The 13,306-nt window shown below is 42.6% G+C and carries 14 protein-coding genes; 11 read left to right on the top strand and 3 right to left on the bottom strand.

What is annotated here, in order from left to right:
- Positions 1–191 precede the first annotated feature (191 nt).
- The 4 genes from nirB (at position 192) to cobA (ending at position 4,962) form a co-directional block, all read left to right on the top strand.
- On the top strand, positions 192–2,750 hold the full coding sequence (gene nirB, locus AC5O63_RS10730) for a nitrite reductase large subunit NirB (RefSeq protein WP_494504951.1): 2,559 nt from the start codon (positions 192–194) through the stop codon (positions 2,748–2,750).
- 14 nt (positions 2,751–2,764) lie between these two features.
- Complete coding sequence (gene nirD, locus AC5O63_RS10735; protein ID WP_005473845.1) at positions 2,765–3,088, top strand: nitrite reductase small subunit NirD; 324 nt, start codon at positions 2,765–2,767, stop codon at positions 3,086–3,088.
- A 126-nt stretch (positions 3,089–3,214) separates the two neighbouring features.
- Positions 3,215–4,063, top strand: coding sequence for a formate/nitrite transporter family protein (locus AC5O63_RS10740; RefSeq protein WP_494504952.1), 849 nt, complete (start codon positions 3,215–3,217; stop codon positions 4,061–4,063).
- A gap of 140 nt (positions 4,064–4,203) precedes the next feature.
- On the top strand, positions 4,204–4,962 hold the full coding sequence (gene cobA, locus AC5O63_RS10745) for a uroporphyrinogen-III C-methyltransferase (protein WP_494504953.1): 759 nt from the start codon (positions 4,204–4,206) through the stop codon (positions 4,960–4,962).
- A gap of 34 nt (positions 4,963–4,996) precedes the next feature.
- On the opposite strand, the gene AC5O63_RS10750 is transcribed toward cobA, so the two are convergent.
- Positions 4,997–5,881, bottom strand: coding sequence for a LysR substrate-binding domain-containing protein (locus AC5O63_RS10750; RefSeq protein WP_494504954.1), 885 nt, complete (start codon positions 5,879–5,881; stop codon positions 4,997–4,999).
- 112 nt (positions 5,882–5,993) lie between these two features.
- Here AC5O63_RS10750 and AC5O63_RS10755 point away from each other — a divergent pair, with 112 nt between their 5' ends.
- The 3 genes from AC5O63_RS10755 (at position 5,994) to AC5O63_RS10765 (ending at position 7,934) form a co-directional block, all read left to right on the top strand.
- Entirely contained in the window at positions 5,994–6,365 is a 372-nt protein-coding gene (locus AC5O63_RS10755) for a DoxX family protein (protein ID WP_494504955.1), read from the top strand.
- A gap of 34 nt (positions 6,366–6,399) precedes the next feature.
- Positions 6,400–6,879, top strand: a complete 480-nt coding sequence (locus AC5O63_RS10760) for a LabA-like NYN domain-containing protein (RefSeq protein WP_004745186.1) — start codon at positions 6,400–6,402, stop codon at positions 6,877–6,879.
- Between the two features lie 158 nt (positions 6,880–7,037).
- Positions 7,038–7,934: a hypothetical protein gene (locus tag AC5O63_RS10765; RefSeq protein ID WP_004745183.1), complete on the top strand. Its 897-nt coding sequence runs from the start codon at positions 7,038–7,040 to the stop codon at positions 7,932–7,934.
- 88 nt (positions 7,935–8,022) lie between these two features.
- Here AC5O63_RS10765 and AC5O63_RS10770 read toward each other — a convergent pair whose 3' ends face one another.
- The gene (locus AC5O63_RS10770; protein WP_004745182.1) at positions 8,023–8,859 is read right to left on the bottom strand and encodes an alpha/beta fold hydrolase; all 837 of its coding nucleotides are present in this window, start codon (positions 8,857–8,859) and stop codon (positions 8,023–8,025) included.
- 70 nt (positions 8,860–8,929) lie between these two features.
- Between AC5O63_RS10770 and AC5O63_RS10775 the strand changes: the two genes are divergently transcribed.
- Positions 8,930–9,115 (top strand): hypothetical protein, encoded by a 186-nt coding sequence (locus AC5O63_RS10775; protein ID WP_494504956.1) that lies wholly within the window; start codon positions 8,930–8,932, stop codon positions 9,113–9,115.
- Between the two features lie 91 nt (positions 9,116–9,206).
- Here AC5O63_RS10775 and AC5O63_RS10780 read toward each other — a convergent pair whose 3' ends face one another.
- Entirely contained in the window at positions 9,207–9,401 is a 195-nt protein-coding gene (locus AC5O63_RS10780) for a DUF2986 domain-containing protein (RefSeq protein ID WP_272785061.1), read from the bottom strand.
- A 258-nt stretch (positions 9,402–9,659) separates the two neighbouring features.
- Between AC5O63_RS10780 and AC5O63_RS10785 the strand changes: the two genes are divergently transcribed.
- The 3 genes from AC5O63_RS10785 to AC5O63_RS10795 all read left to right on the top strand — a co-directional run bounded on the left by AC5O63_RS10785 (position 9,660) and on the right by AC5O63_RS10795 (position 13,166).
- On the top strand, positions 9,660–10,925 hold the full coding sequence (locus tag AC5O63_RS10785) for a hypothetical protein (protein ID WP_494504957.1): 1,266 nt from the start codon (positions 9,660–9,662) through the stop codon (positions 10,923–10,925).
- Positions 10,926–11,317: 392 nt separating this feature from the next.
- Entirely contained in the window at positions 11,318–12,559 is a 1,242-nt protein-coding gene (locus AC5O63_RS10790) for a DUF3440 domain-containing protein (RefSeq protein ID WP_494504958.1), read from the top strand.
- Positions 12,549–13,166: an IbrB-like domain-containing protein gene (locus AC5O63_RS10795; RefSeq protein WP_494504959.1), complete on the top strand. Its 618-nt coding sequence runs from the start codon at positions 12,549–12,551 to the stop codon at positions 13,164–13,166. Before AC5O63_RS10790 ends, AC5O63_RS10795 begins: the two co-directional genes overlap by 11 nt.
- The last annotated feature ends 140 nt before the right edge of the window (positions 13,167–13,306 follow it).

The following is a 13,306-nucleotide window of genomic DNA, read 5'->3' on the forward strand; positions in this document are numbered from 1 at the left end:
TAAGTTGAGATGTAACGAACAAATGAGAGTTCGTTACGTTATGTGTAACATAATTACGTTTTGCAATCGGTTAAATTGTGTTCCTACCCCTTTAGGGTAGTTTAAAACTGTAATTGATTTACATCATGTATTAATTTTCTTTCACAATTAACAATTGGCTCAGATAAAGAACCTAACCCTTAGGAAGTATTATGAGCAAGTTGAAGCTGGTTGTTATCGGTAACGGTATGGTAGGACACCGTTACATTGAAGACCTAGTAGAGAAGGCAGATGCATCCCAGTATGACATTACTGTTTTCTGTGAAGAACCGCGTGTCGCTTATGACCGAGTCCACCTTTCTTCTTACTTTTCTCACCACACAGCGGACGAGTTATCTTTGGTTAAAGAAGGTTTCTACGACAAGCACGGTGTGAACATGTTGATTGGTGAACGTGCAATTAACGTTAACCGTGAGAAACGCATTGTCCATTCTAGTACTGGTCGTGAAATTCAATACGACAAGCTGATTATGGCGACTGGCTCATTCCCATTTGTCCCACCTATCAAGGGCCGTGAAAGTAAAGACTGCTTTGTTTACCGTACTATCGAAGATCTAAAAGCGATCGAAGCGTGTGCGAAGAAGAGTAAAGTCGGCGTGGTTATCGGCGGCGGTCTACTTGGTCTCGAAGCGGCAGGTGCACTGAAAGCGCTCGGCGTAGAAACTCACGTAGTTGAATTTGCACCAAAACTGATGGCTGAACAGCTAGACCAAGCGGGTGGTAATCAATTACGCCAAAAAATCGAGAGCATGGGTGTTAAGGTTCACACCAGCAAAAATACACTTGAAATCGCTCCTGAGGGTAAAGAAGCACGTAACGTTATGCGTTTTGCAGACGGTACTGAACTAGAAACAGACTTCATCGTGTTCTCTGCGGGTATTCGTCCTCAAGACAAGCTTGCTCGTGACATGCAATTAGACGTTGCTCCACGCGGTGGTATCGCTATTAACGATTTCTGTCAGACTTCTGATGAGAACATCTATGCGATTGGTGAGTGTGCTTCTTGGAACGAAACCTTCTACGGACTAGTTGCTCCTGGTTACAAGATGGCAACCGTCGCTGTTGACCATATTGTTGGTAACGACAGCAAATTCGAAGGTGCTGACATGTCTGCCAAGCTTAAGCTGCTAGGTGTGAAAGTTGGCTCTATCGGTGATGCTAACGGTCGTACTCCTGGTTGTAAGAGCTACGTTTACCAGAACGAAGAGCAGGAAGTATACAAACGCTTAATCGTATCTGAAGATAATAAGAAGCTTCTTGGTGCGGTAATGGTCGGTGATACCTCTGACTACGGTGATCTGCTTCAGCTTATGCTCAATGAAATTGATCTACCAGAGCACCCAGATGCACTTATACTGCCAGCTCATGCGGGTGCAGAAAAACCAACATTAGGCGCAGATGCTCTGCCTGATTCTGCGGTTATCTGTTCTTGTTTTGACGTAACAAAAGGCAAAATCGCTGAAGCGGTAGCGCAAGGTCACCACACGATTGGTGACATCAAAGCAGTGACTGGAGCTGGTACTGGTTGTGGAGGGTGTATCCCACTTGTCACGTCAGTACTAAACGCTGAACTTGAAAAAGCAGGCGTTGAAGTAAAAGCAGACGTTTGTGAGCACTTTGCTTACTCCCGCCAAGAGCTTTTCCATCTAGTACGTATTGGCGAGATCAAATCGTATGAAGAATTGCTTGAGAAACACGGTAAAGGTTATGGCTGTGAAGTGTGTAAACCACTAGCAGGTTCTATCCTTGCGTCATGCTGGGGTGACCATATCCTGAAGCCATCTCTGGTTAAACTGCACGATACCAACGATAACTTCCTAGGTAACATGCAAAAAGATGGTACGTACTCTGTTATTCCACGTATGGCTGGTGGTGAAGTAACGCCACAAGCACTTGCAGCACTTGCAGATGTTGCTGCGGAATACAACCTGTACACCAAGATTACAGGTGCACAACGTATCGGTCTATTTGGGGCACAGAAAGATGACCTTCCTGCAATCTGGAAGAAGTTAATCGAAGCGGGTTATGAAACGGGTCAGGCTTATGCGAAAGCACTGCGTATGGCTAAGACGTGTGTCGGCTCTACTTGGTGTCGTTACGGCGTTCAAGATTCAGTTGGCCTTGGCGTGATGATCGAGAACCGTTACAAAGGCATTCGTACTCCTCATAAGATGAAGTTTGGTGTGTCTGGTTGTACTCGTGAGTGTGCAGAAGCGCAAGGTAAAGACTTGGGCATTATCGCAACAGACGCGGGTTGGAACATGTACGTGTGTGGTAACGGTGGTATGAAGCCTCGCCATGCAACATTACTGGCTGGCGACCTAGACCAAGAAACACTGATCAAATACATCGACCGTTTCATGATGTTCTACATCCGTACGGCTGCGCCACTACAGCGCACATCAGTATGGTTTGAAAACCTAGAAGGCGGTATTGACTACCTACGTGAAGTGATCATTGAAGACAAGTTAGGCATTAATGACCAACTTGAAACAGACGTAGCGAAATTGGTTGAAGAGTATCGCTGTGAGTGGACTGACACAATTAACGATGAAACTCAGCTTAAGCGTTTTGCACACTTCGTGAACTCTGATGAGCGTGACGACAACGTTATGTTCGTGACAGATGGCCGTGAGCAACATCGCCCGGCAACATTCACTGAAAAACATCCTGAAGCGAAAGGCGACATCCTTCACGTAGAAGTGGTTTAAGGGGAGAAGAAATCATGGCATTTACAAAAGTTTGCAACATCGAAGACATCATCCCAGGCACTGGCGTAGTCGCACTATTTGAGGGTGAGCAAGTGGCTATCTTCCGCCCACGAGCAACTGAAGAAGTCTTTGCAATCAACAATATGGACCCGTTTTTTCAGTCAAATGTACTGTCACGTGGCCTGATTGTTGAGCACGATGAGCAATTATGGGTAGCAAGCCCACTTAAGAAGCAACGCTTTAACCTAGCAACAGGTGCATGTATGGAAGATGAGCGCATGAGCGTGAAGTCGTACAAAGCACGTGTTGCAAAGGGCAAAGTGGAGATAGCGGCTTAATCAAGTGTTAAGCGAGATCTAATAGCTTAAAGGTTCGTTGTTTCTCAGTTGGGGAACAGAGGAACAGCGAGTCTTTCACTATTCGATTTTAACTTTTAACTTTCAATTTTGGATAAGGACACATTCATGTCTACAGACTTTAAACCTGCTGAGTTCGTGCAAACTATGATTAACGTTGGCGAAGCAAAGACGAAAACAAGCGCTCGTGATCTGCTTCTTCGTGGCACAATGGCTGGTATCATCTTATCGCTTGCAGTGGTTGTTGCAATTACAACAATCGTACAAACGGGTGTCGGTGTTGTCGGTGCGTTAGTCTTCCCAGTTGGCTTCGTTATTCTATCTGTGATGGGCTATGACTTGGTAACCGGTGTATTTGGTCTAGCGCCACTGGCAAAATTTGAAGGTCGTCCTGGCATTACTTGGAACCGCATTTTCCGTTGTTGGGGTCTTGTTGGCCTAGGTAACCTTATCGGTTCTTTGATTGTTGCTTACCTAGTAGCAATCTCACTAACAGGTAACTTTTCTCTAGAACTCAACGCAGTTGCGAAGAAGTTCATCGCGGTTTCTACTGCACGTAGCCTAGGCTTCGAAAACATGGGTATGGACGGATGGATTACCTGTTTCGTGCGCGGTATCTTCTGTAACCTAATGGTTTGTCTAGGTGTGATTGGTAACATGACGGCACGTACGGTTGCCGGTCGCGTAGCAATGATGTGGTTCCCAATCTTCATCTTCTTTGCACTGGTCTTTGAGCACACAGTAGTAAACATGTTCCTATTCCCACTAGGCATGATTCTAGGCGCTGATTTTGGGATTGCGACTTGGTTGAACTTCAACCTTATCCCAACCATCCTTGGTAACATCGTTGGTGGTTTGATCATGACATGTATTCCGCTATACCTGACTCACGCAAAAACAGCGCCTTCTCTAAGCGATGAAGAAGAAGTTAATGCGAAACCAGCACTAGCGAAATAATGATTTACAGCTCCACGTTGTCACGTGGGGCTCCTAACCATCAAATACAGTCTTGATTTGAATATAAAAAGTAGTCATTCACTTTACGTAGCCGTTGAGTACTACTCTTTATATCCAAATTTACGTTGATAGGCATAGCTATGAGCATGACTCCAATCTCTCCATCAAACCTTGGTTTTGTTTCATTAGTTGGTGCTGGGCCAGGCGATCCAGACCTACTAACAGTCAAAGGCTATCGAGTGATTCAACAAGCAGAAGTTGTGGTCTATGACCGCCTGGTCTCTCCAGAGATTCTGGCGTTAGCCAATAGCGATGCCGAAATGATTTACGTGGGGAAAAAGTTAGATTTCCACTGTGTTCCTCAAGAACAAATTAATCAGATTCTGGTTGAGAAAGCGCAGCAAGGCAAAAAGGTTGTCCGTCTAAAAGGCGGAGATTCGTTCATTTTTGGTCGTGGCGGAGAAGAGCTAGAAAAGCTTGCCGAACATGGCATTCGCTTTGAAGTTGTTCCGGGTATCACCGCCGCTGCGGGTGCGACGGCTTATGCGGGGATCCCATTAACGCATCGCGATCACGCGCAAAGTGTTCAATTCATTACGGGTCATGTGCAGAAAGATGGCCGTGAAATTGAATGGCACTCTTTAGCTCAGTCTAATAACACACTCGTGTTCTACATGGGCTTAAAGCAAAGCGGTTACATCACCGAAAAATTGTTGGAAACTGGGCTAGATTCGAATATGTCGTGTGCCATTATTGAAAATGGAACCCGACGTGAACAAAGGGTATTTACAGGGGCGCTGAAAGAGTTGCCAAACATGGCGAAAGAGGCAGTGAGCCCTGCGTTAATTGTTGTCGGTAGCGTGACGTCTTTGCACGATAAGTTGAAGTGGTTTAGTTAATCATCGAAAGCAGGTTTACTTGAATATGACTCACTTACTTGGCTTCTCTTTGTTGAAAATAGTCGGCTAGAAAGTCGATGAATGCACGAATTCGATAGGGGGTATGCTCTGTTGATTTGTAAACCGCGTACATAGGCAAAATAGCCTTCGGAAGTTGACTAAAAAGCTCTATAAGCTGACCTGAATCGACGTAGTCTTGCACCATCCATTTTGGTAAATAGGTGATACCATTACCAAGAAGTGCCATTTTCAATAGCATATCTGGTGAGTCACTGGAGAATACCTCATTCACTTCATATTTTTCTCCTTCTAACAGCCAATGGTTGGAGGGGGAAATTAATGAATAAGTAAGGCATCGATGAAGTTGCAAATCTTCAGGTAGCTTCGGTGAACCGTATATCGAAACATAGTCAGGTGTCGCGAAAATACCCGCCTGATGGTCTAACAGTTTACGTGCTTTTAGATTTGAATCCTCAAGGTGCTTTGCTCGAATCGCAATATCTGTTTCTGTTTGATAAAGATCTACAAATCTATCATTTACTGATACGTTTACAGTAACGGCTGGGTGAGACTCCATAAATTTTGCTATTGGTTCAGCTAATTGCATAGTTGCAAATGCTGAAGGTGACGAAAGCAACAACCTACCACTTACTGCAGTTAACTCGTTTCTAAGCCGTGATTCAGTGACCGACATCTCTTCAAGCAAGCGGGATGAATAGTCAAAGTATTGCTTACCTTGCTCTGTGAGCTTGACGTTCCGTGATGTTCGATGAAATAGCGTTAACTTTAAGCTATGTTCTAGCCACGCGACCTTTTTGCTTACAGAGCTTTGTGTTGTGTTTAGGTTCATGGCAGCAATGGTGAAGCTCTCATCTCGTGCAACTTGGCAAAACACGTTTAGGCAGTCGAATTTGTTCATTTATCTATTCTCATTTTGAATACATACCATGCTGATTCTATTATTTATTAGTTGTATTGGGAATGAATATACTGGTGGTCACAGAAAGCTTATTCAAACAAGGTTCAATGATATGACAGTTATTTCTTTGCTACTCGCTGTGTTTTTTACTTTCGCAAGCTCAATCAAACTGTTTGGTTGGCACAAGTTTATTTATGAAACACAACTAAGGTTTTTTCAAAAATATGGACTAAATAGGAACGCAATGTTCGCAGTAGGGATAGTAGAGTTCTCTTCTGCAATAGCCCTGATTACCTCGATCTATCTGATGAGCTCTGTTTTAAGTATTTTAGGAGCATTAGGTATTGCTCTAACATCTATCGGAGCCATCTTTTTCCATGCTAGATTTGATACGTTTAAAGATGCCATCCCCGCAATTATAACGTTACTGCTGTCTTCTGCGCTAATCATTGGGTGGAAAGCTGAAATTCTATCATGGTTCTGATAAAGTCTCGGCGTCGAAACTAAGGTAATCAATCATGGAAAAAATCGCGATTTTTGTCGATGTTCAGAACATCTATTACACCACTAGAGATAAGTATCGAGCGAACTTTGATTACAACCAGTTTTGGTACATCGCGACTGAAGGTCAGCAAGTCGTAGAAGCGAATGCTTATGCTATTGCCTCTCATGATCCAAAACAGCGTCAATTTCACCATATCCTGCGTGGTATTGGCTTTAACGTTAAACTCAAACCTTATATTCAGCGACATGATGGCAGTTCAAAAGGGGATTGGGACGTAGGGATAGCCTTAGACGTCTATGAAGCGGCGTCAAAGGTTGATCGCGTCATACTTCTCTCAGGTGATGGAGACTTCGAGCTGTTAGTTGACCGAATTCAAAAACGTTTTGGCACTAGGGTTGATGTCTATGGCGTGCCTGGTTTAACGGCTCAAGCCCTTATTGATGTGAGTGATAAGTACATACCGATCGAGGAATCACTGCTAATAACACGCTAGTCCATCACACTGCTACGCACGACTTTTCCGATATGCCATATTGAAAAAGTAAGCATATACAAATACTTACACTGAAATAAAATGCTTAATTGTTCAAAAAATCGGCATGATATGTTAGAGTGAGCGCACTATTTCTTATATGTGTTTGATGGGGTTGTATGTTCAATAGTGCCGATCAGGTGACGATTTCTGTTTCGGAAGAGAAGATCCAAATGTTGGATTCACTTCTAGAAACAATTGATACTGATATGGCAGTATCAATGTCGTTTGTTCGTCGCGCTCAAGGCATGTCATTCCGCGATCTAGAACAACGCGTCACTGGAATAAACAACTCTACTCTAAAACGCTACATGCAGCAGAGCTATCGCTCAATCCGACCTATACACATGGTCGCTGCTATGTCGTGGGTAATGATGGTTCCAATGACGAGCTTTTACTACGCGGTAAAAATGCGCGAGTTTTATCGTGGTATGGATGATAAAGCGATTGAAGCCTTATACTGTATTGGTCGACTACCCACAGAGCAGTTTGAGTTGTATCTCGACCTTGTAACCAATCTAATGGATTGTGCAGATCGTGAAAAATTTGCGGCATTCAGACAAGAAACCCAATCTCAAATTGATCCAAACATTCATTATAATGAGCTGCTGCCTCCCAAAGTCCTCGACATTAATGCGTTTGCCATTGACTACTACCGCTCAGTCGCCATTACAGTTAAACGGTTTAGGTTAGAGCACCAGATCCCCGTTGAAGTGATTGCTCGGGTACTTGGCCTGTCTGATTATCAGTATCTACAACTAGAAGATGTGCATAAAGTACGCGATTATTCAGTTGCAATTGGCTTTAGAGTTAAGTTAGGCTTTGAATTAAACTCGCACGTTAACTTTACCAGTGAAATGCGCCAGTTTCCTCAGTTCCACCATTTAAGACAAGCTCAGCACATCAGAGATTCGTTGATCGTAGAAGCATTGCGCCCACTTAGTGGGGAGTGCAAGAAACGGGCAGTAGAAATACTAACTACTTTATCAAAGATTTACATACAAAATGTGATCTAGGTGCGTTGAGTGAAAATAATCAACTCAAATTGCACAGCGCCTTGAGTTGATTATGCTTAGCTAAAATCTAACAATATCCCTGTATTATTTAGGTCAATGCAGCAAGCGTGTGTTGTAACTCTATTGAGGCATTCGCTTGAGCGAGCATTGCGGTAGCGACTTTGTCGGGATGCTGCAAATGCACCAAATGATCGGCGTTTTTAATGACAACGAGTCGGCCATTTTTTAACTGGCTAGCAAATTTGCCAGCAGTTTCTTTGGTGACATAGGGATCGTATTCACCGACACAAACGGTGCATGGTACGGAGATATTTCCGATATTGGTAGGGGTGTGAACCAGTAACCTCACTGAGTTTTCGAAGAAGATATCGATCCTATCCTGAGCCATGTTGGTAATATTTCGCACTGTCGCTTTAATGATGGCTTTATTCCTTGGAATATCGTTATTACTCACGGTAAGCGATTCGGTGAATGACTTAGCGAAACTATGTGGGTTGTCCATGGCTGCAGCGATCATTTTTTTCGTTGCTAAGCGCCCTGAAGAGGGTATGCCAGGGACGCCACCACATATCGACATAGTGAGCACATTCGGCCAGATATCGCAAAGTTCTACAGCAACGGCTGTTGCGTAAGAAAAGCCGATAATATGTGCGCTGTTGACGCCTAGATAATCAATTAAATCGAGCAGCATCATCGCTTGAGTACGAATACTGATCGTTGATTCAAGGTTTTCTGTATGACCAGTACCAGGAACTTCGACAGTTATGCAATTAAGCTTAGTGGCAAAGTGTTTCGAAAACGAATCTACGCTCTCTATATCTTGCAGTGCTCCTAATAAAAATATCGCATACTGATCCGAGCCCGGGCAGTGGTGAAAAGAATAGCGATAGTGGTTGCCATTTAAGATCGTTTTTATAGTTTCCATTTTTGTGTCCTCTGTTGAATAAGGACTCAACTATAAACGATTGATTGATAACGTTATGGCTGGGTAAATAATGAAAAATCACAATTTAGAACAACATTTGGCAGATGCAGAACAGCCAGTTAAAGACTTTATGGCTGAACTATTAGAAACTCTTGGTAAGAAAGTGTCTGAAAATAAAGACCCTAAACTTGCCTTAAGTTATTTTGGTGCGCAGCTAGAAATTAAACTGGTCTCATTTGATGGTAGCTATGACTAAATATATTGAATAGACAAGCTGGATTCTAAAAAGCGCCAGTCGAGGTTAACTCGGCTGGCGCTTTTTGCGTTTATGCATGGAGTAAAGCTAGTTACTTATCATTGGTCTCTGGTTGCTCTTCTGCTAATTCAGTAGCTTCAACCTGCTGCTGGCTCTGCTCTTCTTCCTCCATTTTCGCTCGCTCTGCTTTAGAGATGTAGCGAGGCTTGTTGCTCTTGTGCAACTTAGAATTCATCTTCTTTTGCTTGGCTTTCAGGATCTGGTTGATCTTCTTTTTACGGTTCATGGGTTGCTCAGTAACAGTTGGAACTCTTAGGAAGCGCATCCTATCAAATAATCTTAATACTTGCACTCTGCACAGCGCCGTTAGAGCTTACAAAATTATTAATGATAATATATTTTTTAAGTGCATGATTTTTATGATTTAAAATTAATAAATTAAAACCAATTAGTCGTTTGTTATACGCCAATTAAATATTCTCGCCTCGCTTGTTCAGCTGTTTGTACAAGCAGACACATTTAAAGTCATAGGTGGGAATTAAATATGAGCATTACTAACCCTCAAACAGACAATAAAAACAAACATATACAAGTTCGTCGTTCAATACTGTTGGCATGCGGTTTAAGCTTGATGGTTGCTCTTTCCGGATGTAGTGATAGTGGAGAGCTTACTCAGGTAGATACCGGAGATACACAAGATACGTCTGCAGGTACGACAGATAACCAAGACAGTGCAAACCAAGAAACAGAAGATAACTCTTCATCTGATGAGACAGGTGGCGAACAAGGTGGTTCAGAAAGTCCTGGTGATAGTGGTAATCCTGGTGAAGATAGCGGCTCTGGTTCTGGTGGAGATAACTCTAATAGTGGTGATGCGGACTCTGACGATGAGACGCCTACTGATACATCAAAATTGCATATAAAGTTTACTCGAGATAATCCCATTGCTAATTCAGCCCCCCATGTACAAAGGCAACATCAAGAATTGTCAGGACGTTTGTTTCAACTGGAAGTCTATGCATTGGACGATGAGCTCAAGTTACAAGATATCACTACTGAAGTCACTTGGGCTGCGGTTTCTGAAAACTGTAATGGAGAGCCATGTTACTCGCTTGATTCAGAGGGTAGGCTGGTAGCGGGGGCTGTTGGTCAGTTCAGTATGCAGGCAGAGTACAATGGATTACTCTCACCGGTAATAAATCTTGAAACACCAAGAAAGTTAGAAACTTGCGGGGTGGAAGGCAATACTGATAAAGCGCATCGTTTAAAAGATTGCCTACATATTATAGTTGGAAGTACTGGTGCAGCTGACGACAAATGGTTTACTGAACCACCTAGAGTATCAGTGATGCATTACATGTGGTACAGCCCTGATAGAACCATTTACAATTCTGGGTATACGTACTCAAGGCTTTTTGTGGATGGTGGCAGTGGTACCAACCAATTTTTTGTTATGCGAAATGATGGTTATGACGAGAAAGTTGAAGACACTTCAAAAAACATCGGGGGAGACTATGGCCAACATGATCGATATTGTCGAGATCTCGCTACGATAAAATTTAATGGTAGAGACAACTGGCGAAGACCTACTGAAGGAGAGCTTTTGGAATTGTCAACAATGGCTATAGGTTCAAATTATGATTGGCCAGTCGATGGATATTACGCTTCTGCAAATGTACACCACAGGAGCGAAGCTAATGGAGGTCTACACTTAAGACATGTCTATATGGCAACAGGACAAGCTTCGAGCAAGTTACCAAGCACGCTCTCTTTACCCACATGTGTATCAGAACAGTCAGCGTCATCTTAGACGTCAAAGCTAAAAAGTGGGGTGGCGGTTGCCACCCCAAAACACAGCGAAGTGAAGTTTAGCCAGAAGTAGCTAGTGTGTCGGAAAGTGAAGTTGTGAAGTGAAACCTAGCCAATGTTAGAGACGTCGAAGTAAGCAAAGATTCCAGTTCACACACTTACTCTAAACGTCATTAAGAGTTACTTTGTAGTAAATTAATCATTACTTATCTTTAGGTGCTCTCCATCTTTATTAAATAATAATTAATGATTTAAAACATAATATTAAGTCTTTTAGCCTCTCTCATCAGGCTTATCTTTAAATCCGTCCAAAACACTTCACGACTTAATTAGGATTTAGACTGTTTTTCGAAATCATAAGCCGAGTTTCATTGACTAATATGGAGAAGGAGTATGGTTCGACAACGTAAAAAGTCTCTGCTTGGGAAAGATGTGTTGCTTGCATCGCAAGAGCGAGTTAGATATCTCTATGACCATTTCGAACATCTATATGTCTCCTTCTCCGGAGGGAAGGATTCTGGAGTGCTACTTAATCTTGCTATTGAGGAAGCGCAGCGCAGAGGACGTTTGCCGGTTGATACATTAATCGTTGACTTTGAAGCACAATATAAGGAAACAGAAAGCTTTATAACACGCATGGTCATCACTAAAAAGATTCGCCCTTATTGGATCTGTTTACCCATTAGTTTGCGCAATTCGGTGTCTCAGTTTGAACCTAAATGGATGTGTTGGGACGAACATAAAAAAGCAAACTGGGTTCGAAATCTTCCTGAGGTGTTTGGGGTATTTAACAACCCAAAAGAACTTCCTTTTTTTTACTCTGGAATGGAATTTGAAGATTTCGTATTTGATTTTGCCCATTGGTATCAACAACAGAAACAAACAAAGATTGCGGTGTTAATTGGCTTGAGAGCCGACGAATCCTTGAATCGTTACAACACGATCAAAAACCAACACAAAGAGAAGTTCCATCATTTGCCTTGGACAACCAAGATGCAAAAAGACGTCTACATGGCTTATCCTATATATGATTGGAAAACACGAGATATCTGGATTGCAAATGGACGTAGGCAATGGGATTACAACAAAGTCTATGATCTGATGTACAAAGCAGGTGTCTCTATTTCACAGCAACGCCTCTGCCAACCGTTTGGTGACGAACAACGTAAAGGACTCTGGTTGTATCAAATACTAGAGCCAGACACTTGGCAGAAACTGGTTGATCGAGTTGAAGGGTGTAACTTTGGCGCTCGGTATTCTAAAGACCAGGGGCGTATCGTTGGTTACTACCGATTTAATTTGCCTACCGGATTTACCTACCGTCAATATAGCAAACATCTACTCAGTACCATGCCGCCACATGTTGAGAAACATTATCGCGAGCGTATCTATAAGTTCCTTCAATGGTGGCGCCGCAACGGGCATCATAAAGGAATTAGGCGCATTCCCGATTTTGCTGACAGTAAACTGGAGGCAAAAAAACAAGTCCCAAGTTGGAGGAGGATTTGCAAAGTGCTGATCAAGAATGACTACTGGTGCCGAGGGTTGTCATTTGGCTATAACAAAGCGGTAGCTCAGCAATACTGTTCTTTGTACACCGATTATGTCGGGAATGGTGGTTTCTATGGAAAGTAAGTTTGTTATGTCTCTACTTAGTTCGGATGGGATAAAAGATGTAGGGCATCTGGATGCTTCAGTCGCTCTTTATAATCAAGTTACGCAACTATTATGTAAACTAAACCCAAATCTTCCACCTGTTTGTAATGTACAGATGTTGAAATTGGAGATGATTTCAGCAAACCACTATAATCCAAACAAGATGGCGTCACCAGAAAATCGGTTACTCAAACATTCAATTCAACAAGACGGCCTAACAATGCCGGTTATCGTTAATCAAACAGTTAATAGCAATCAATATGTGTTGATTGACGGTTTCCACCGATTCGAATTGGTAAAATCAAACCCAGAGTTACAACCTATATCAGGATATGTCCCAGCGATCGTAATGAGTAAGTCTGAAGAGAAAAGTATGTCTACTTCGGTAAGGCATAACGTTGCCAGAGGAACACACCAAGTAGAGTTAACGGCTAACCTGGTGATGCAATTAAGAGAGCTTGAGTGGAGCAACGAGAAAATATGCTGTGAGCTTGGTATGGATCGAGATGAAGTATTAAGAATGCAACAGGTGACAGGTTTGGCCGCAGCGTTTAAAGATCAAGACTTTTCGGAGGCTTGGGAGTAAGTACGTCATTTTATAATTCGAAGAATGTTAATTTAAAACTAATTATTAAAATATTGTAATAATTGGCGCTAGGGTTGAGTCTCTGGCGCTTTTTATATTTTAGAAGATTATTTCTAATAACATAAAGGCGAATTAAAACC

This window comes from Vibrio sp. SCP2 (assembly GCF_059295395.1).